Genomic DNA, 19,234 nt, shown 5'->3' on the forward strand with positions numbered 1-19,234 from the left:
TCCGAACGGCGCGAAACCTAGCTTAGCCCTGACGCCGACCCCACAGCAAGCCAGGAACGCCCCAATCATGCCCGGCATCGATGAGCTCATTCCCAACGCACTGCAAATTCGCAAGGAAGCTGCGCTCGAGGAAGCCAGAAAGGCCGAGGAATATGTTCGCCTCGCCGCCGCGGCCGAAGCCGAGAAACGCGCTCTGATCGAACGGCTGAGCAGACCGTCCGGCAAATCCGAGGAGGAGAAAATCAAGCTCGCCTCGACCATCATCCAGCGCGCGGTTCGCAACGGCCTGACCGAAGTGCAGGTCTATCGCTTCCCGAACACCCTGTGCACCGACAAGGGCCGCGCAATCAACCAGATGGAGGCGGGCTGGGAGAAAACGCTGACGGGAATTCCAAAAGAGATCTTCGAGCTCTGGACCGAATACCTCAAGCCTCGCGGCTATCGCATCGGCTATCAGGTCATCGATTTTCCTGGCGGCGTGCCCGGCGACATCGGCGTCATCATTTCCTGGGGCGACTGATCACGTTTCGGCCGAGTTAAGAGAAGGCGGAGCGGCATGGCAAAGGGCGAAGCCTCAGAGCGGATGAAGCGCAAGGACTACGAGAAGGAGCTCGAAAAGCTCCAGATCGAGCTTTGCCACCTCCAGGATTATGTGAAGGAAAACAAGCTTCGAGTCATCGTCCTGTTCGAAGGCCGCGATGCGGCCGGCAAGGGCGGCACGATCAAGGCGATCACAGAAAAGGTCAGCCCGCGCGTATTCCGGGTGGTGGCGCTGCCGGCGCCATCGGATCGCGAAAAGACCCAGCTTTTTTTCCAGCGCTACATGAAGCAGTTTCCGGCCGGCGGGGAAATCGTGATTTTCGACCGCAGCTGGTACAATCGCGCCGGCGTCGAATATGTCATGGGGTTCTGCTCGCCCGCCGAGCACGATCGTTTCCTCTCGCTCTGCCCGCAGATGGAAAAGTACGCCATCGACGGCGGCATCATCCTGATCAAGATCTGGCTCGAGGTCGGGATGGAGGAGCAGGAGCGCCGCTTCAACGCCCGCATCGACGATCCGGTGCGGCAATGGAAGCTGAGTCCGATGGACCTCGAATCCTTCAAACGCTGGTATGATTATTCCCGCGCGCGCGACCTGATGCTCAAGAAGACGAGCACGAAGGAGGCGCCTTGGTACATCATTCGCTCCGACGACAAGCGGCGGGCGCGGCTGAACTGTATCGCGCACATCCTGGAGGCTATCCCGCACAAGCGGATCAAGAAGGACAAGGTGAAGCTGCCGAAGCGCTCCGACAAAGGACGCTACAATGACCAAGCGGTCCTGCGCGGGATGAACTTCGTCGCCGAACGTTATTGACGAGGTGATCGAACGCACTGCCGGTGCGGTCTGATCCTTGACCGCGCTGCTGACGGTCCGCTGGGTCCGTCAGCAGCGCATTCTTTCAATACGGGTACTGGTTGGGACAGACCCAGTTGCCGTACGTGTCCTGATAACAACCGTTGTTGTAGTTGTTGTTGTAGTACCCGTAGGCGCCCGCGGCGGCCGCACCGACGGCAGCAGCACCGTAAGCCGCGCCTCGATAGCCATATCGCGGATAGCCTCCGGGATAACCGGCGACGGGACGGCCGGGACGGCCCGCAACGGGGTAACCGGGGCGACCCGGACGACCGGCGATGGGATGGCTTGGCCGCGGACCTCCTGCGTAATGGCGTCCGCCTCCGCCATGGATCCGCCCCGCGTGAACGGCGCCGCCACGATAGCCACCGCCATGAAAACCTCCGGCGCGCATGCCCCCTCCACCTCCGCGATAGCCACCACCGCCACCTCCGCGGCGGGCATAGGCATCATCGGGAATGAGCATTGCCGTGAGAAGAACGACGGCCGCAACAAGAGCCAGAAGATAACGAAGCATGGCATGTCCTCCCTCGATATGGGTACCGTGATCCGCTTTTCGACGATGCCTCGCGAAACGCGGCTGGCATCCGAACCTGGCGCTGATTTGCCGCCGCTTCCTGACTTACGTGCATGAGAGAAGCAGCCGTCATTCAGCTAGAGCGGCGCGAGTGCCGCTCTACCGCTTCAAAGCTATCGTCACGCCCCCCACAGCGGCCGACAGCTCCGCACCGACCTTCGGTCCGCTAAGCTGCAGAATCACGCCGTTGCCGTTTTGGAGCTGAACGGCACCTGCGCCGGCAGCGATAGCACCGCCCGCACCGCCGACAGCGTAGGAGCCTTCGATCGACTCCGGCCCCCTCAGGTTGAGGGCGCGACCGACCAGCTTGGTGGTCGAAGCGCCGATCGTGAAGCCGACGCTCATACCCGAGACGGTGAAGGGATATTTGTGGCCGCGATACAGCAGAACGCCCTCGCCGCCACCGACGCCAACGATGAAACCGCCCTTGGTGAAGACAACGGCGACCTGGCCGGTCTCTGCCCGCGACGGCGTGCTGAAGCCGGCGACGCCTGCCAGCGAAGCGACCAGGGCGGCATAGATAGCGACTTTTCTCATGAGTCTTATTTCCTCTGGTTGTGACGCCGAGCTATTGAGCCAGGATCATTGCGAAGTAGCCGAACACGGTGAGCAGAATGCCGGACACCGCGTACCCGACCGGGAACCCAATCCAGGGCACGGAGCTCTGGATTTCCACCGCGGCCTCACGGCACGGCCCGGAGTGAGATCGCGCACCGGCAACGCCGCCCATCAACACGGCCGGGTTGATCTTGAAGACGTGGAAGCCGATCGCCCAGACGATGAACGGCGGAATCGTGCAGGCAATGAAGCCGGCGATGAAGATCTTCAACGCGACCGCACCCGTGAGCTGCGCCAACAACCCGGCGCCGGCATTGATGCCGACGATGGCGACGAAGACCACGAGGCCGAGATCCTCCAGCACGTTGCGCGCCGCGTTCGGCGTATTGCCGAAGAAGCGCAGTCGCGAGACCAGCGATGAGACGATCACGCCGGACAGCAACAGACCGCCAGCATTGCCGAGGCCGATCTTGGCGCCGAAGGCCGGAAATTCGATCATGCCGATCAGGAAGCCGATGATCATGCCTGAGGCGAGCGTCAACAGATCGGTCGAGGTGTTGGTCCGCGCAATGCGTCCCCACATGTCGCCGAGCTCGTTGACAGCCGACTTGATGCCGACCACCGAGACGATGTCCATCCGCTGCAACTCGGTCTTGAGACCGGCCGGAATCTGCACGCCGCCACGTTCCACCTTGGTGACCTGCAGCTGGCCGGCGATGGCCGTATCGCGGAAGGATTCAAAGGTCCGTCCGGCCATCTCCTTGTTGGTGACGAGGATGTCCGCCTGATCCATGGGAATACCGAGTGCCTTGGCGTCGGCAACCTCCGGACCGAGCAGGCCCATCTTGTCGGTGAGATGCTCGGTCGAGCCGCCGAGCGCGACGACGTCGCCCTTTTGCAGAACGAGTTCGGGGTCGGCACCCAGCGGTTCTCCTCGGCGCGCCACATTGACGATGCGGTATTCGGGATTCATCGCGCGGAATTTGGCAATGCTCATGCCGACCTGGGCCGGATTATCGAGCCGGTAGGCACGCAGGCCGAACTGCCGGTAACCGGTCAGGCCACCACCCTCGAGGTCCTTGACGCCAAACTCCTGCTCGTACTGCTTGGCTGCAGCCTTGGCGTCGACGCCCCACCAGCGCGGCAGATATTTGCAGATTAGGATGATGCCAACGGTGCCCCAGATATAAGTGATGCCGTAGGACAGCGCGATCATGCCCGACGCGTCTTCGGGCTTCATGCCTTCGGGAAGCTTCACGACGCCCGAGGTGATGGCCTGCTCAGCCGAGCCAATCGCGGCGGACATGGTCTGCGATCCCGCCAGCATGCCGCCGGCAGCGCCGATCGGCAGCGCAAAGAGCTTCGAAAGCATAACGACAAGCGCAAGACCGAGAACGCTCGACACCAGCGCCAGGATGCAGAACTTGAGACCATCGCCCTTCAGGCTGTTGATGAAGGACGGTCCCACACGTAAGCCGACGCCATACATGAACAAATAGTAGAACAGGCTCTTGGCGAACGCGTTCAGCTCAAGCTTCACGCCGTAGACCGACGCCCAAACCGAAAGGGCTGCGCCCACCACGATGGCGCCGGCGACCATGCCGAGGCCGTAACCCTTGATGCTGGCCCGGCCGATCCAGACGGCGAGCCCAACGACGAAGAACAGCAACAGAAACGGGTTCTGCTGCAAGAACGTGAAAAAGCTCTGCATATCCCTCCCCTTTATTACGATGCCGCCTTCAGCTTCGGCGCGGCGCCGGGCTTGGGCCGCCCAATCTTCGCCAGGGCTTCGGCACGTACGAGCTTCAGCCCTTCCTTGGCGTCGTAGCCGTGGATTTCCTTCACATCGAGCTTGCGCATGAAGTCGATGGTTTCCTGGGTGATGACCTGCCCCGGCACCATGATCGGGAAGCCCGGCGGATACGGGATCACGAAACTGGCGGAGACGAGGTCGGGACCGGCCTTGAGACGACGGTCGATCTCGGAATCGCCGAGCCGGATATATTCGCATCCCGCTGCGTCATAGGCCGAGTAGAAGCCGCTACGAATGTCGCCCTCGTTGGTCCTGGTGCCGGCATCGCCACGGAAACTGTCGTGGAACTGCGAGAAGTTCGGCAAGTCGGGCACATCGGTCATCAGGCTCTTGACGCGCGCCTCGAAGGTCTTCTTCGCATTGGCGCCGCCCTGAACCAACCCGCGGTCGACCTCTCCCGCGATCTCGGCCAGCACCCTCACCAGATGCGCGACGTCGCTGCGGGTATTGTTGATGTTGGACTGGAACAACACAGAATTGCGCGATGTCTTGTTGATCTGGATGTTGTAGTCGTTGGCCAGGATGCCCTTGAACTGCGTACCGTCGTAGCCGGCGGTGCCGCAGACCAACGTCATCCGGGTCGGGTCGAGGCAGAACTCGTCGTCGTCCAGGCTCTTCAGGACACTCGCCCAGTTCATGCCTGTTGCGAGATAGTCGGTGAAGCCGCTCTGGCGATATTGCGCCGGCACCATCGCGTCCGCACCGAGAATCCGGAAGTATTTCGAGATCAGCGGATTGCTGTTGACCGCTTTGCGGATCGCGAACGCAATTTCGATCGCGTTGGCGACGAGACCGTAGCCCTCAAGCTCCATCTGGCGCCGCGAGACATCGAGGCTGGCGATGAGCTGCTGGTTCGGGCTGGTCGACGCGTGCGTGAACACCGCCTCCTTGAACTGCTGCTCGACGGTGTGGAATTCGACGTCCTTGACCGACAGCATCGAGCCCTGCCGGATCGCCGACATCGACTTGTGGGTCGAGTTGGTCTGGTAGACGCGCAGGCGGATCTGACGCGGATCCGGGATCAGACGAGTCTTGAGCAGCACCTCGTCCGAGGGGGTCTTGCCGAGGTCGGCCTGCTGCTTCTCGTAATCCGCGACCGATTTCGGATCATGCATCCAGGTCTCGATCTCGTTGGCGGCGCCCATCGCGGTCCGTCGCCGCAGGAACGGAGAGAAGCGCGCGAAGCCGAACCAGGCTTCGTCCCACAGGAAGATCAAATCTGGCTTGATCGCGAGACATTCCTCCATCACCCGGCGGGTGTTGTAGATGTGGCCGTCGAAGGTGCAGTTGGTCAGGTCAAGCATCTTGACGCGGTCCAGGCGGCCGTCGGCTCTGGCATTCAGCAGGGCCTGCTTGATGGTCTTCAGCGGCACCGCGCCATACATCGAATATTCGGTCATCGGGAACGCTTCGACGTAGATGGGCTGAGCACCGGCCAGAACCATGCCGTAATGGTGCGACTTGTGGCAGTTACGATCCACGATCGCGATGTCGCCTGGCCCGAGCAGCGCCTGCACCGCCATCTTGTTGGATGTCGAGGTGCCGTTGGTCACGAAGAACACGCGATCGGCGCCGAGCGCGCGTGCCGCCTTATCTTGCGCTCTCTTGATGGTGCCCGTCGGCTCCAGCAAACTGTCGAGACCGCCGGTGGTCGCGCTGCTCTCGGCCAGGAACAGGTTCAGCCCGTAGAATTCGCCCATATCGCGGATCCAGTCCGACCTGAAGACAGATTTGCCGCGAGCGATCGGTAGCGCATGAAACGTCCCGATCGGGCGTTGCGCGTATTTCTTGAGATTGTCGAAGAACGGTGTGTCGAAGCGATCCTGGATCCCTTCGAGGATGGAGAGATGCAGCTCGAGGAGCTCTTCGATGGAGTAAAATATCCGCCGAACCACATTGGCTTCGGGGTTCCCCGCCATTGCCTCCACGTCGCGATTCGACATCAGGTAGATGTCGAGCTCGGGACGTACCCGCTTGATGACGTGCGCCAGCCGGAGCGCGGACGCGTCCGCCTCGTCCTTGATGCCCGCGGCGGCGGTCATGGTGCGGAGTATCGGCGCATCGTGGCGCGAGCGCAGGCCGAACCCTTCGTTGATGACGACGGCGGCGATATTGGGGTTGAGCATCGTCGCGCAGAAGGCGTCTTCAAGACTACCGACGATCACCGGCTCATAGACGAAAGAATCGACCGGACGGCGCAACTTGCGCCATTCGGCGGCGAGCGCCGGCCAATGGTTGGACGAAAGGCCGGTGACGATCAGTGTCTCGAAATAGGGTCGATGGCCCTCATGCGATCCGAAAGTTGACGGCACAAGCTCGGGCGCATCACCGTTGCCGTCGTCCTTGGCATTCCAGTCGCCGGCAAGCTGGCGGAAAGATCTCGTCATCAACGCCTGCGTGATGCGCGTCGCGAGAGCAAGTGAACCCGCCGCATCCCCGGCCGAGGCCGCTTCCCGCAAAGCCGCCATCAACTGCAGCCCCGGATAGCCGTGAAACTCCTCTATCACGGAGAGATCCGCCAGCGCCGCATCGTACTTCGTGCGGTCACCGCCGCGCGCCCATGCCTTCGCTGCCTCCACCAGATCGCGCCAATCATCCGCCCGTCCGCCGGGCCCGGAAATGAACTGATCGATGCGCTTTTCTGTAGCCTTGGCGTCCTTGGACATGTCTCTCTCCGGATCTTTGCGACGTCTCGGCCGGGATCGTGATGCCCGCTCACCTCGGCCCATTGATCCAAGTCAAGGGTCGAGCGCCTTGAAGAGGCCCGGAACAATTTGCGATGCGGACATCGTCCAAGGCGCTACCGCGTGACCGATTGAGGATGATGGTGAGATCGCGTCAGAGCCGGCCCGCCCATAGGTCGGGCGTATCTTATGGATTGGGATCAGATGATTGCCCGGTCATGGTTTCCCCGAGTACGCTGTCAACCGAACGAAGCCACGTCCTGCTGTCGGTCTTTTCCGCCAAGCCTTCAGCCCGCAGCAGATCGCGTAATTGTGCGTGCGCGCCGACGATGCGGAAGGTGATATTCCGGGAGGCGAGTTCGTCATAGAGATCGTGCAGCATGCGCGCGCCGGCCAGATCGATGTAGGGCGCGGCCGACAGATCACAGACAACGAGCTTGACGCCGGCCGACAGCGGCAAGGTGCCTAACACTGTCTCCAGGATCGTTTCGGCATTGATGTAGAGCAGCGAGGCTTCGGGTCGAAACGCGATGATGCCGACCAATGGCTCGACGCCCTCGTGCCTCGCATTGTCGGAATAGCGGCCGGTACCGGGCAGCCGGCCGAGGAAAGCAACATTCGGACGCGAGGCTCGCCCCAGGAGCAGGAAGATCGACGCGACGGCCGCCAGCAAGACGCCCTGCAGGATGCCCAGGAGCAACACTGACAGGAGGGCAATCGCCGCGGCATAAAAGTCGATGCGGCTGACTTGCCACATTCGCAACAGCGCGCGGATGTCCACCAGCCTGTAGACGGCGGCAAAAACGATCGCCGCCAGGACCGCCTTGGGCAGGTTCGTCAAAAGCCCCGTGAAGAACAGCAGGCACAGCGCAAGCGCCGCCGAGCAGATCACCAGGGCCAACGGCGTGCGCGCCCCGGCATTGTCGTTGACCGCAGACTGCGACAGCCCGCCGGCCACGGGATAGCCGTGGCCGAAGGCGGTGACGAGGTTCGCCGCGCCGAGCCCCAAAAGCTCCTGCCGGACATCGAGGGCATAGCCGTGCTTGGCAGCAAAGCTGCGTGCGGCGGAGACGCCTTCGATATAGGCCAGCAGCACGCATCCCGCGGCCAGCGGGAAGAGCTCGTCGGGCTCCAATAGACCAAAGCTGGGTAATCCAAACGCCGGCAATCCCTCCGGAATTTTGCCGGTCACCGGCACGCCAAGCGACGGAAAGCCAAGCAGTGTCGCCAGCATGATCGATAGCGCCATGATCGTGAGCCCGACCGGCCTTCCCGGCAGCCGCCGCTCTCCCACCAGCAGGAACAAGAGCGCGATGGCTCCGATCGCCAGAACCAGCCAATTGACGCCGCCGAGCTGGCCGGCGAGCTTGATGGCGCGATCGAAGAAATTGTGACCGCCTCCGGCGACGCCGAACAGGCTCGGCAACTGGCTCATCATGATGGTGAGTCCCGCACCGGCCTTGAAACCGACCAGGATACTGTCGCTCACCAGGCGGACGAGAACGCTGAGCTTGAACAGCCACGCGATCAGACAAAGCAGCGCTACCGCACAGGCGGCTAGGCTCGCGATCTCGGCGTATTTCGCCGCGTCTCCGCCGGCCAGCGTCCCGACGGTCGCCGCAATCATCAGCGAGATCGCCGAGGTCGGACCGATTGCAAGCTGGCGCGACGACCCCAGCAGCGCATAGCCGACGCCGCCGAGCATGTAGCCGTAGATGCCGATTTGGGGCGGCAGGCCCGCCAGCGTGGCATAGGCCAGCGACACCGGAATGGCGTAGGCCGCGAGCGTGATGCCGGCGATGGCGTCCGAACGCAGCCAGGCGCGGTGATACCGCGCCAACCAGGTTGCGGGCGGAAACAGGAAGATCCAGCGCCATTTCCGCCCGGAAGACATCAGAGCCTGCCCTCCTCGCTTGAGACTTCGCAGAGCAACAGCACGACCAGCAGTGCGATCACGGGAAGACCGAGCGCCAGATTCGGGATTTGCTTGGTCGCGAAGGCGCCCACAGCCGCCCCTAGACCAAAGGCGACGCATAACGTGGCGAAAATGCCGGGGGGACGGAGCGTCCCATTGCCGGAGGCCGCAGCGAACAGCCCTTCAATCGCCTGCCGCATGTTGCCCGTGATCATGACGGAGCTGTAGAGCGCGCCCTCGACCCTCGTGAAGACCGCGCTCTGTACGGCGGCGACGAAGGAAATGCCAAGCGTTCCCGCGAGATCCGGCAGGCGATTGTGCAGGATGGCGATGGTGACCAGCAGCAGGATTTCGATCAGTGTACCGATCGCGCTGGCGCGCCCTCCGGTCGCCCGGCGCAGCCATGCAGCGACCAGAATACCGGCGGCGAATGCAAGGATCGGCGGGACGAAGTGCAGCGCCTTCGTCCAATTTCCGATCGAGCCATAAACCCACAACAGCACAAGGTTTGCGGTCTGGGCATTGGCCATCACGCCGTGGATGATCCACGTATAGGCGTCGATATAGCCGCCGGCGAAGGCAAGCAGCAGCGCAATCGGCGCCGTTTCGTCGCGGCGTATCGACGAAGCAACGGCGGTATCCATCGTGCTCAGGTCCCCACGTCAAATCCTGCGGCTCAACACGGAGCGGGTTAACCCCCGGCAGGGGTTGATCTGAATCAAGCATCGCCAGGTTTGACGAACCAGATTTAGCACAAATCGCTGGAGGGCATGCGCCATGAGCACGGTCAGATGGATCATCTCCGCCGCTCCGGAAATTTTCCTGCTGCTGTCGGTTGCGCTGGGCACCATTCTTGGCCGCGTCAGAATCCGCGGTTTTTCGATCGGCACCACGGCCTGCACGCTCATCGTTGCCGTCCTGATCGGGCAGCTTGGCACCTTCACGTTTCCGTCCTTGCTCAGGGTCATCCTCTTCAGCCTGTTCGTGTTCACGATCGGCTACCGGTCCGGACCCGAGTTCTTTGCCTCGTTGAGCATCCGGACCCTGGCGCAGGTTGCGCTCGCACTCGTGCTTGGCGGCACCGGCCTCGTCATCGTTCTCGTATTTGCCCATGTGTTCGCGCTCGGTCCCGGCACCGCTTCCGGTCTTGCTGCGGGAGCCCTGACACAGTCGTCGGTCATCGGCACCGCATCTGGCGCATTAGCTCAGCTCGGACTCCCCAAAGAGTTGCTGCAGCAGCAGGACGCCAATATCGCGGCCGGCTACGCCGTCACCTACGTGCTCGGCTATATCCTCACGCTCCTGTACGTGCCGTTCGTCGCGCCGAAATTGATGCGGATCGATTTGAAAGCGGAAGCTGCAAAGCTCGAGGCGGAGCTGTCGGGTGGCAACCCGCCGCAGACCGAAAATCTGCATTATCGAAAGTTCCAGGCGCGCGCGTACCGGGTGTCGGCAGCGGCGGGACGGACCGTCGGCGCCGTCGAAGACCAGATCGGCAGCCGCAGCGTGATCGAGCGGATCGTGCGCCAGGGCGCTGACGTCGAACCGCATCGCGACACCGTTCTTGAAGCGAACGACGACATCGTTATCGCAGGCCGCACCGCCGCCATCGTCGCTGCAAAGCCGATTGTTGGCACAGAAATCGACGCCGACGAGATCCTGAAGGCTCTTCCAGGCAACGTGGTCGACGTCCTCGTCGACAATCGCAAGCTCCATGGCCGCTCCGTCAAGGACATGGCTGAACGCGTCGGCGACGCCGCGCGCGGCGTGTTCCTGCGCACCCTGACGCGGATGGGACGCGAGGTCCCGTTGAGCGCGGACACCCGCGTCTATGTCGGTGATGTCATGACGCTGGTCGGCAGCACCCGCAACATCGAGCGCGCCGCCTCGCAGGTTGGACAGATCCTGAGCTCCGAAGACCGCACCGACATCGCATTCCTTGCCGCAGGCATTGCCATAGGTCTGCTCGCCGGCCTCGCGAGCGTCAAGATCGGTTCAGTGCCTCTGACTCTGGGCGGCGGCGGCGGTGCCTTGATAGCGGGACTTTTCTGCGGCTGGCTGCGCTCGCGCCGGCCGACGATGGGTGCAATGCCGCCCGCCGCGCAGCAAACGCTGAGCGACCTCGGGCTCGGCGGCTTTATCGCCGCGATCGGGCTCGGCAACGGCCACGCGGCCTGGGTCGCAATCCAGTCGCACGGCATGCTGCTGGTGGGCATGGGCCTGGTCGTTACGCTGGTGCCGCTGATCGTGACGACCCTGTTTGCCCATCGCGTGCTCCGCATGAACCCGGTCATCATTTGCGGCGCGCTGGCCGGCGCCATGACTGTCGACGCCGCGGTGACCGGGGCCTGCGAAGTTGCAGAAAGCCAAACGCCGGTGCTTGGGGTCGCTGTGCCCTACGCGGTCGGCAACGTTGTGCTGACTGTGCTTGGCCCGATCATCGTGGCCAGCACTTTCGCCGGTTGAAGGAGGCGCACGTGAATTTGCGGCATGCTTCAACAGTGACCTACCTGGCGGGAGCACTGAGCATCCTGGCCTGCTTTCTTGCCCCTGTGCGCGCCGACGACAATGTTCGGATCCAGGAAGAGGTCTGGGCCCTGCCGCTCCCGCTGCCGATGTTTGCCTATGTGGTGCGGCCGGTCGGCGATGGCCCCTTCCCGCTGGCGATCATGAACCATGGCGTCTCGCTCAAAGCGGTCGACCGAAGCTTTTTCCCGCTGGTGGAATTCCGCAATGCCGCGAAGTGGTTCGCCAGCCGCGGCTATTTCGTCGTAGCGCCGGTCGGAACCGGCTACGGCGCGGCCGCCATCGATATTCCCGAGCACGGTCTTTACGGGCCCTTCTTCTCCAAGGTCGGAAGCTGCACCAATCCGAACTTCCACGACGCCGGGCGTGCGGTGGCACAAGTCGATCTCTGGATCATCGACTACATGGTGGCCGAGAAGCACGTTCTGCCGAAGGACGTGATCGTCATCGGACAGTCCGCAGGCGGCTGGGCTTCCATTGCGCTCTCGAGCGCAAACCCTCCGCAGGTCAAGGCGATCATCACCTTCGCCGCAGGACGCGGCGGCCGCGTCGATGGCAAACCCAATAACAATTGCGCACCGGACAAGCTGGTCGAAGCGACCGCCGATTTCGGCCGGACGTCGCGGGTGCCAATGCTGTGGTTCTATATCGAGAACGACACGTTCTTCGGCCCTGCCCTATCGAAGCGCATGCATGAGGCCTTCACCGCGGCCGGCGGCAGGGCCGAATATCATCTGATGCCGCCCTTCGGCAGCGAAGGACATTTCTTCATCGGCTCGCCCGACACGATCCCGATGTGGTCACCGCTCGTCGAACGATTTCTTGACGCGCAGAAATAGCCGCAGAGGCTGACGTGGAGGCAGAACATGATTGACACAACTTCAGTGCTTTCGTCTGGGCGTGCGCTCGTCTGCGTGTCGATATTGTTCGCGGCGGCTCTTGCCGGACCAGCTTCGGCGCAGAATGCAGTCGCGCCCAAGCCGGCTCCAGAGGCAAAGTCCGCCGAAATCGCGCCTCGCGGACAGCGCGAAGCCAAGGACATCACCTATAGCGACTGGCGGAAGCTTTGCGTCAAGCCCGGCGGTGCGCCGATGCTGTGCCGGACCTCGATCACCGGCAAGTTTGCAACGGGCCAGATGGCGGTGCGCGTGGACCTGATCGAGCGCGACGGCGACCGCACTGCCCGGCTGCAAGTGCTTGTCCCCGTCGGGATGTATCTGCAACGGCCTGCCAAGCTGACCGTCGATCAGGGAACTTCCAGATCGTTGCCCTACACCTGGTGCCTGACCAATACCTGTATCGCCGCAGACGCCGCCGATCCCAGGTTCATCGAGGACATGGACGCCGGCAAGACTCTGGTGCTCGAGGTCACCGATTCCAACCTTCTGTCTCTGACGACATCGTTGCCGCTGGCACAGTTCGGCTCGGCTCACAACGGCGCGCCCGCACAGACTCTGGAGCAGGACATCGACGAGTGAGCAGCGGCGGCTTCAGCCATGCTCGGCGCAGGCGCGTTCAATGGAGTCGATGAGTGCGCTTGCTGCAAAGGGCTTGGCCAGATAGGCGGCGCACCCGGACTGAATCGCGGCAGCCTGATTTGCCTGGCAGTCGTTGCCGGTAATATAGATGATCGGGACACTGGCACACTCGGTCGCGAGCCTGCCGCGGAGTGAGATACCCGACTCTCCGTTCAGATTGATATCCAGAACGATGCAGCACGCCTCTTCGATGCAGCCATAACGAAGCAGCGCAGCGGCGGAATCAAAAGCAACCGCTTCAAACCCATGCTTTCGAAGCAGCCGCTCCAAGCTTCGGCGCATCGATAAATCATCATCCACGACGTAAATCGGCTTACGTGCAAACAATGGGCCCGTCTTTCTGATTGGAAACCTGGCACTCGCGTCGCAACGACGCTACGCGGCAAAGGTTCCTGCGCTAATCCGACGGCTAACGACGCCGGTATGTAGGCGGCCCAGGGCGAATTATGTCAATAACATTTCATATTGTCCCATCGTACAGGTCTGATCGCAGACCTGACGAAGCGCACGAAAACCGGCCTGCGTCACACCTTTGCCGAATCCAGCAGGCCGAGCCGCTCGGCAGCGGACACCAATTCGGCAAACGATAGTACCTGCATCTTTGTCATCACTTGGTGGCGGTGCGCCTTCACCGTGCGTTCGGTCGTTCCAAGCTCGTAGGCGATCTGCTTGTTGATCTTCCCGCGCACGATCAGGTCGAAGACCTGTCGCTCGCGTCGCGATAGAGACCTCAAGCGAGAACGTACCGAATCGAGCTTGCTTTGTTGGCTCCGCGCCACCTCCTGTTGAGCCATTGCCCGCTCAATCGCATCGATCAACTGTTCCGACGACACCGGCTTGGTCAGAAAATCCTCTGCGCCGGCCTTGATTGCACGGACCGTCGTCGCGGTATCCGCATGTCCGGTCAGAAAGACGATGGGCAGCGGCGAATGGCATTGGACGAGCGAGGCTTGCAACTCCGGCCCGCTCAGGCCCGGAAGCTGCACATCGAGCAAGATACATCCCGGATGGTCGGCCCCTGGCGGATCATCCAGCAGCTGCTGGGCAGACGCGTAGGTCACAACTTCATACCCAGCCAGTTTGAGCCGACGCTGAATCGCCATCCGAAAGGATGCGTCGTCGTCCACGACATATACGAAGCCGGACAAGTTTTTTCCCCTCGATGGGTACTTCAAATGCAGAAAGACCAGACGTGCCGTTGATGCCTAAGCAAAGCAGCCCAATTAGGATGCTGCAATCGGGAACGAAGCGTCCGTTTTCGGCATATTGCCGCACCATCTGACAGACACTCTGACGGGTTCTCAGTCAGCGCATCGAACCCCTCCTGTACCTTGGTACAATGCACCTACAGACAATGGTTGAAAACCCCAATTATCGCCTAAACAACCTTCGCGGGAAGCGGATTTTCGGCGGCTCCTTATTCCCGCGATGGAAATACCGCGTCACCATCAGTTCGGGAGTTGGCCATGTTCGTTCGCACCGCTGCCGACGCCTCCTCGCGGCTTCATTCGCTCCGCGAGCTAGGGTTAAACACCGATTCAAACCCGATCATCAGTTTAAACGAGTTTACCTATAAGAAGGGCTCCGAAGTCTACGGCGAAAAGGAGCCCGCAGAGTACGTCTATCAGGTGAAGAACGGCGCTGTGCGGAGCTACAAGCTGCTGTCGGACGGCCGCCGCCAGATCGGCGCATTTCATCTTGCGGGCGATATCTTCGGGCTGGAAAACGGCAGTGCGCACAGGTTCACGACGGAAGCGATCGTCGATACCACGGTTCGCCTGGTGAGGCGCCAAAGTCTCGAGCTGGTCGCGCAGGACGACGCCGTGGTGGCTCGCAACCTGCTGAGCATGACCACGACCAACCTTCAGCATGCGGAAGACCACATGCTGCTGCTCGGCCGCAAGACGTCGCTGGAGCGGGTCGCAGCCTTCCTGATCGAGATGGACAAGCGGCTGACAGCCGCCGGGATCATGGCGCTGCCGATGTCGCGGCGCGATATCGCCGATTATCTCGGATTAACGCTGGAAACCGTCTCCCGCGCATTATCGCGGTTGCATGAACTCGGTATCCTCGGCTTCGTCGGAAATACCCAGCGCCAGATCGTGCTGCTGGACCGGCTGAAGCTCGCTAGCCTCGATCTCCAGAACTAGACTTAGGCGCCGCAATCGCCGCGAGATGTTCAACCGTCTTGCGCAGGACCTCGAAAAGAACCGCGGTCGACCAACCAAACATCAGGATGCCGTTCATGGCGGTCATAGGTCCGGTCAGCCGCCAGCCCGCCACGGGCGTGATGTCCCCATAGCCGAGCGTGGTGTAGTTCACGAAGGTGAAATATAGCAGATCGCTTCCCGGAGGCGCCGCGCCGACCGCCGCATAGGCGAGCGCCCAAATGAGAACCTCGACGACGTGCGCGACCATCAAAATGACAGCAGTGATGACCATCACGGCCATCAGGTGCGACCGGGGCCGCGCCGTATGCTTCAATCCGGCGGTACGGGCGATGTCGATGGCCGCAACGGTCACCAGCGCGTGAATCATGATGTTGATCACGCTGATCAAGGTACCGAGCAGGAATTGAACCGCCAATACGCACTCCTGGTGCCGACATCGAAGAAGCCGTCCGATGATCCCGCAAGCGCCGACCACGGGACCCCGTTGACGCTTGACCGCAACCCCGATCAAGGGGAACCGATCACGACGCCCCCTTTGATGCTGTCGAGCTGCTGTTCATTAGCAGCGCCAACGTGTGTCTCGCGATCATAAGATCCACGTCGGACGGCAAGACGTAAACCGGAATGCGGCTCGCGGCAGACGATATCAACTGCGATTGCCGCGCGTTCTGCGCCACATCAAGCTTGACACCGAGCCATGCGAGCCGCTCCGCCACGCGCAAACGGATCGACGCGGAGCTTTCGCCGATCCCGGCGGTGAAGACGAACGCATCGAGCCCCTGCAACGCAGCTGCGAGCATACCAGCGTTAAGGCTGACCCAGTGAACGAAATAGTCGATCGCAAATTTCGCGTTGACGTCTTTACTTGCCTCGAGCTGACGCATATCGCAGCTGAGGCCCGAGAGGCCGTTCAGCCCGCAATCTCCGTGGAGAAGCTCCTGCACTCTGGATGCTGCCATTCCCTTCTCCGAGATGAGATAAAGCACAACTCCCGCGTCGATCTGCCCTGGTCGCGCTTCCATCGGCAGTTCGTCAATCGCGGTGAAGCCCATGGTGCTTTCGACGCTCCGCCCTCCATCGAGCGCGCACATTGATGCCCCGCTCTCGAGATGCGCGACGATCACGCGTCCCATCGCGATTTCCGGCGCAACCCTCAGCAAGGTCTTCGCGATGTATTCGTAGGAAAGGCCATGAAATCCATAGCGCGGTACGCCCTCTGCATGAAGCCCACGAGGGATCGCGTCGTGGTCGGCCACCGCAGCATGTGTTCGATGAAATGCGGTCTCGAAGCAGGCGACCTGCGGAAGCGTCGGGAAGTCAGCCAGGATCGCTCGAATGGGCGCCAGATTGTGCGGTAGATGAAGCGGCGCCAACGCCGTCAGTCCTTCCAGGCGAGCCAGCATCCCCTGATCAATCAGGACCGGCCGGTCATGCTCCGCACCGCCGTGAACGACGCGGTGCCCGACAGCGATGGGGCTGATATGAAGCTCATCCCGCAACCAGGCGCCTGCAATGTTCAGTGCGGCCGGAATATCCCGCACTGCTTCGATCGGATAGGCGCGATTGGCAAGCGGATCGCCACCGGCGCTGCTCGCCTGCAGTCGCGGGCAACGTCCGATCCCGTCGATCCGCCCCTTGATCTGCTGCCGTAGGCTTCCTTCTCCTTCGACCGAATAAATACGGAATCTGAGGTGGGAAGAGCCGGCATTGATGACAAGAATGGTATCCATGGCGCTCACGTCGCACTCGTTGGAGCATGCCGAAGTCCTGCATCAATACCGGCGGCCACAGCAAGGGGACCAGGCGGGCCAGATATTTCCACCACCACGTTCCGACCTCGTTGTCGTATCGCTTTGCCAAGGCTCAGTCGAATTGATATGCGTCAACGCTCGATCGCCAGTTTCGCCGGCACAGCACGTTCGGTACGAATCCAGGCCACCGTCAGCTCCCAGACCACAGATAGAATGATAGGTCCGATGAAGAGGCCGATGATCCCATGGAAGAGGGTTCCTCCGATCACCCCGATCAGGATCACGAGCGCCGGCGTGGTCAGGCCGCGGCCCATGACAAGCGGTTTCAGGATATTGTCGAGCACCGACACGATCACTAGAAACACCGTCAGCAGGAGCGCGATCGGAAATTCCTTGTCGGTCCAGATCCAGATGATAACCGGCAGGATGACGATGGTCCCGCCGATCTGCACGATCGACAGCAACAGCACCACGAAGGCAAGAAGGCCCGCGCTGGCGATGCCGGCGAGCTTGAAACCTATTCCCGCCAGCAAGGCTTGGATGATAGCAACGCCGATCACGCCTTGAGCCACCGCACGGATCGTGGCTCCCGCCAAGTCCAGAAAATGCTCGCTTTGGTCCGGCACGATGCGCGACAGAAAGCTGCGCCCTGCGGCCACGAGCTGAGGTCCATACGGAAACAGCACGCCGGCCACCGCCACCGACAGCAGAAACTTGACCGTTCCCACACCGGCATTGCCGGCAAACCCAAGCAAGGTGGTCGCGAATGGCTTCAAATAGGGCACGACCGCGCGCAAGAGCGACCGGAGGTTGGTCGTCGCCTGATCCCAGAGATCGAAGAGCTGAGGCCCGATGACTGGCCACTCCTTGAGCGACTGCGGCGGCGAAGGCACATGCAATTCACCGGCCGTCACCTGGGCGGCAAGATCGGTGATCCCGTCGACCGCGCCCATGCCCAGCCAGGTCGCCGGTCCGATCACCACAGCCAGGTTGACGAGCGTGAGGATCGTCGCCGCAAGCTTCGGCCGCCCACCGAGAATGTCGCTGAGGCGCCGAAAAACCGGGTTCAGCGCAGCAGCAAGCACGACACTCCAGGCCAATATGGGGATGAATGGACGGACCAGGAGGAGCGCCCAGACGAGCAGCAGCCCGAGCAATCCGAGCCGGATCAAAAGCTGGATGATCTCGTCTCCAGAGAATATCTGACGGAGTGTTTTCACGGACGCGCCTTCAGTCATGCCGCGCATGCTGAGGCGAACTAGCCCCTGCTCTCACGCCGCACGCTTGATCCAGATCAAGCGTCGAGCCTCTTCCAGGGCTGTGGTCCGGTCTAGGGCTGCGGTCCGGAGAGAGTCAGCTCACGCTCGGCCCGAAATACGTTGCCGTAGAGACTCGCTATCCATTGCCGGCCTCGAGACGTCACGTTGAGATAACGTATCGCCGGTTGGATCTGGGGAGCTACGTTACTCCAATAGAATTGTGGATATTTGTAAACGATGTCCGCTGGCGTCGCGTAGCCCAAGGTCTTGTTGAGGCCGATCTCCTCGAACTCGTAGAACAGCGCGTTGGACTTCTTCAGATAGTTGGGATCGCCGAGCTGACCGATGAGATCGGCGGCCCGCAACAGCAATCCCTCCTCTTCAATGAGGCTGTCATTCGAAGACATCGTGTAAGGAAACCGGGTATATTCGATCGCCCGAGCGACCCGATCGGCATCCACCTGCTCGACGGAATCCAACCGTTCCAGCACGAACAGTTTCGACCGATCGACATGGTATGGCGCGAGAGCCGCATCGGACGATCCTCGCGGCAGACGAACCGTGTTGCCGGTGACGTCCGCGATGAACAGATCGTCCTCATCGCCCTGAACGACGCCGCGGACGTATCCGATGTCGTGGGCAAGGCACGCCAGAATGAAATTCGCATAGTCGTTTGCCGTGGTGGGCCGGAGCAGCGCGCGGCCTGTCAGGATATCGTGCCCGGCAAGGGTCACGAGCAACGTATGCTCGATGTTGTGATAGAGAGCATCGCTGTTGCCGATGCACTCCATCGTGAGCTTGGCTGCAAATGGAAGCAATTCGGTCAGGCCGGCATGCGAGGCGCCGAACCGGTCCTTGGTTTCCGTCGTCAGAAACGCGCCCAGAGCTTGCGACACCAGTTCCGGAACTGTGATCATCAGGCCGCTCCACTATGCAAGTGTCGACGATATGCAGATCGAGCCGTTGCGATTAATGTTCGCTATATTCGCAGGTTCTTCAAGCCCGCCGCGCTCTGCGACTTAAGGACGATCCATCTGGTGCCGCGC

18 protein-coding genes are annotated in these 19,234 nt (G+C 61.7%); 6 read left to right on the forward strand and 12 right to left on the reverse strand.

Going from position 1 to position 19,234, the window contains the following annotated elements; translation table 11 throughout:
- The first annotated feature begins 67 nt into the window (after positions 1-67).
- Both AC0L30_RS04040 and ppk2 read left to right on the forward strand, forming a co-directional pair.
- Positions 68-520 (forward strand): hypothetical protein, encoded by a 453-nt coding sequence (locus tag AC0L30_RS04040; protein ID WP_354127611.1) that lies wholly within the window; start codon positions 68-70, stop codon positions 518-520.
- 36 nt (positions 521-556) lie between these two features.
- On the forward strand, positions 557-1,357 hold the full coding sequence (gene ppk2 / locus AC0L30_RS04045; RefSeq protein WP_473403824.1) for a polyphosphate kinase 2: 801 nt from the start codon (positions 557-559) through the stop codon (positions 1,355-1,357).
- Positions 1,358-1,442: 85 nt separating this feature from the next.
- Here the strand turns inward: ppk2 and AC0L30_RS04050 are convergent, their stop codons facing one another.
- The 6 genes from AC0L30_RS04050 to AC0L30_RS04075 all read right to left on the reverse strand — a co-directional run bounded on the left by AC0L30_RS04050 (position 1,443) and on the right by AC0L30_RS04075 (position 9,587).
- Complete coding sequence (locus AC0L30_RS04050) at positions 1,443-1,913, reverse strand: hypothetical protein (RefSeq protein ID WP_473403825.1); 471 nt, start codon at positions 1,911-1,913, stop codon at positions 1,443-1,445.
- Positions 1,914-2,072: 159 nt separating this feature from the next.
- Complete coding sequence (locus AC0L30_RS04055; RefSeq protein ID WP_007592965.1) at positions 2,073-2,510, reverse strand: hypothetical protein; 438 nt, start codon at positions 2,508-2,510, stop codon at positions 2,073-2,075.
- A gap of 31 nt (positions 2,511-2,541) precedes the next feature.
- A complete protein-coding gene (locus AC0L30_RS04060; RefSeq protein WP_354127608.1) occupies positions 2,542-4,242 on the reverse strand; it encodes an aspartate:alanine exchanger family transporter in 1,701 nt (566 codons plus the stop codon).
- A gap of 14 nt (positions 4,243-4,256) precedes the next feature.
- A complete protein-coding gene (locus tag AC0L30_RS04065) occupies positions 4,257-7,010 on the reverse strand; it encodes a decarboxylase (RefSeq protein WP_473403826.1) in 2,754 nt (917 codons plus the stop codon).
- A gap of 205 nt (positions 7,011-7,215) precedes the next feature.
- Positions 7,216-8,922, reverse strand: coding sequence for a SulP family inorganic anion transporter (locus AC0L30_RS04070; RefSeq protein ID WP_354127607.1), 1,707 nt, complete (start codon positions 8,920-8,922; stop codon positions 7,216-7,218).
- The gene (locus AC0L30_RS04075; RefSeq protein ID WP_007592969.1) at positions 8,922-9,587 is read right to left on the reverse strand and encodes a YoaK family protein; all 666 of its coding nucleotides are present in this window, start codon (positions 9,585-9,587) and stop codon (positions 8,922-8,924) included. Before AC0L30_RS04075 ends, AC0L30_RS04070 begins: the two co-directional genes overlap by 1 nt.
- Before the next feature lie 133 nt (positions 9,588-9,720).
- Here AC0L30_RS04075 and aspT point away from each other — a divergent pair, with 133 nt between their 5' ends.
- Genes aspT through AC0L30_RS04090 form a run of 3 tightly spaced genes read left to right on the forward strand, consistent with a single transcriptional unit; the run spans position 9,721 to position 12,947 of the window.
- On the forward strand, positions 9,721-11,409 hold the full coding sequence (gene aspT / locus AC0L30_RS04080) for an aspartate-alanine antiporter (RefSeq protein WP_007592970.1): 1,689 nt from the start codon (positions 9,721-9,723) through the stop codon (positions 11,407-11,409).
- Between the two features lie 56 nt (positions 11,410-11,465).
- Positions 11,466-12,308 carry an alpha/beta hydrolase family protein gene (locus AC0L30_RS04085; RefSeq protein WP_473403919.1) on the forward strand — a complete coding sequence of 281 codons (843 nt, stop codon included), beginning with the start codon at positions 11,466-11,468 and terminating at the stop codon, positions 12,306-12,308.
- Positions 12,309-12,335: 27 nt separating this feature from the next.
- Positions 12,336-12,947, forward strand: a complete 612-nt coding sequence (locus tag AC0L30_RS04090; protein ID WP_473403827.1) for an invasion associated locus B family protein — start codon at positions 12,336-12,338, stop codon at positions 12,945-12,947.
- A 12-nt stretch (positions 12,948-12,959) separates the two neighbouring features.
- Here the strand turns inward: AC0L30_RS04090 and AC0L30_RS04095 are convergent, their stop codons facing one another.
- Positions 12,960-13,334 (reverse strand): response regulator, encoded by a 375-nt coding sequence (locus tag AC0L30_RS04095; RefSeq protein ID WP_473403828.1) that lies wholly within the window; start codon positions 13,332-13,334, stop codon positions 12,960-12,962.
- 197 nt (positions 13,335-13,531) lie between these two features.
- On the reverse strand, positions 13,532-14,155 hold the full coding sequence (locus AC0L30_RS04100; protein WP_007592977.1) for a response regulator transcription factor: 624 nt from the start codon (positions 14,153-14,155) through the stop codon (positions 13,532-13,534).
- A gap of 318 nt (positions 14,156-14,473) precedes the next feature.
- Between AC0L30_RS04100 and AC0L30_RS04105 the strand changes: the two genes are divergently transcribed.
- Complete coding sequence (locus AC0L30_RS04105; RefSeq protein WP_007592978.1) at positions 14,474-15,157, forward strand: helix-turn-helix domain-containing protein; 684 nt, start codon at positions 14,474-14,476, stop codon at positions 15,155-15,157.
- Here AC0L30_RS04105 and AC0L30_RS04110 read toward each other — a convergent pair.
- From AC0L30_RS04110 to AC0L30_RS04125, 4 genes are all read right to left on the reverse strand, one after another.
- On the reverse strand, positions 15,135-15,593 hold the full coding sequence (locus AC0L30_RS04110; RefSeq protein ID WP_354127603.1) for a potassium channel family protein: 459 nt from the start codon (positions 15,591-15,593) through the stop codon (positions 15,135-15,137). The genes AC0L30_RS04105 and AC0L30_RS04110 overlap by 23 nt on opposite strands.
- 106 nt (positions 15,594-15,699) lie before the next feature.
- Entirely contained in the window at positions 15,700-16,908 is a 1,209-nt protein-coding gene (locus AC0L30_RS04115; protein WP_219684393.1) for an acetate/propionate family kinase, read from the reverse strand.
- A 152-nt stretch (positions 16,909-17,060) separates the two neighbouring features.
- Positions 17,061-18,176 carry an AI-2E family transporter gene (locus tag AC0L30_RS04120; RefSeq protein WP_007592983.1) on the reverse strand — a complete coding sequence of 372 codons (1,116 nt, stop codon included), beginning with the start codon at positions 18,174-18,176 and terminating at the stop codon, positions 17,061-17,063.
- Between the two features lie 83 nt (positions 18,177-18,259).
- Positions 18,260-19,105: an HD domain-containing protein gene (locus AC0L30_RS04125; protein ID WP_219684394.1), complete on the reverse strand. Its 846-nt coding sequence runs from the start codon at positions 19,103-19,105 to the stop codon at positions 18,260-18,262.
- Between the last annotated feature and the right edge of the window lie 129 nt (positions 19,106-19,234).

Source organism: Bradyrhizobium sp. MI1.11 (genome assembly GCF_055811255.1).

Excerpts from the sequence above, each read along its gene's own strand:
- AC0L30_RS04125 (WP_219684394.1), bottom strand. The coding sequence starts at position 19,105 with ATGATCACAGTTCCGGAACTGGTGTCGCAAGCTCTGGGCGCGTTTCTG.
- AC0L30_RS04120 (WP_007592983.1), bottom strand. The coding sequence starts at position 18,176 with ATGCGCGGCATGACTGAAGGCGCGTCCGTGAAAACACTCCGTCAGATA.
- AC0L30_RS04115 (WP_219684393.1), bottom strand. The coding sequence starts at position 16,908 with ATGGATACCATTCTTGTCATCAATGCCGGCTCTTCCCACCTCAGATTC.
- AC0L30_RS04090 (WP_473403827.1), top strand. The coding sequence starts at position 12,336 with ATGATTGACACAACTTCAGTGCTTTCGTCTGGGCGTGCGCTCGTCTGC.
- aspT (WP_007592970.1), top strand. The coding sequence starts at position 9,721 with ATGAGCACGGTCAGATGGATCATCTCCGCCGCTCCGGAAATTTTCCTG.
- ppk2 (WP_473403824.1), top strand. The coding sequence starts at position 557 with ATGGCAAAGGGCGAAGCCTCAGAGCGGATGAAGCGCAAGGACTACGAG.
- AC0L30_RS04060 (WP_354127608.1), bottom strand. The coding sequence starts at position 4,242 with ATGCAGAGCTTTTTCACGTTCTTGCAGCAGAACCCGTTTCTGTTGCTG.
- AC0L30_RS04075 (WP_007592969.1), bottom strand. The coding sequence starts at position 9,587 with ATGGATACCGCCGTTGCTTCGTCGATACGCCGCGACGAAACGGCGCCG.
- AC0L30_RS04055 (WP_007592965.1), bottom strand. The coding sequence starts at position 2,510 with ATGAGAAAAGTCGCTATCTATGCCGCCCTGGTCGCTTCGCTGGCAGGC.
- AC0L30_RS04050 (WP_473403825.1), bottom strand. The coding sequence starts at position 1,913 with ATGCTTCGTTATCTTCTGGCTCTTGTTGCGGCCGTCGTTCTTCTCACG.
- AC0L30_RS04070 (WP_354127607.1), bottom strand. The coding sequence starts at position 8,922 with ATGTCTTCCGGGCGGAAATGGCGCTGGATCTTCCTGTTTCCGCCCGCA.
- AC0L30_RS04065 (WP_473403826.1), bottom strand. The coding sequence starts at position 7,010 with ATGTCCAAGGACGCCAAGGCTACAGAAAAGCGCATCGATCAGTTCATT.
- AC0L30_RS04040 (WP_354127611.1), top strand. The coding sequence starts at position 68 with ATGCCCGGCATCGATGAGCTCATTCCCAACGCACTGCAAATTCGCAAG.
- AC0L30_RS04105 (WP_007592978.1), top strand. The coding sequence starts at position 14,474 with ATGTTCGTTCGCACCGCTGCCGACGCCTCCTCGCGGCTTCATTCGCTC.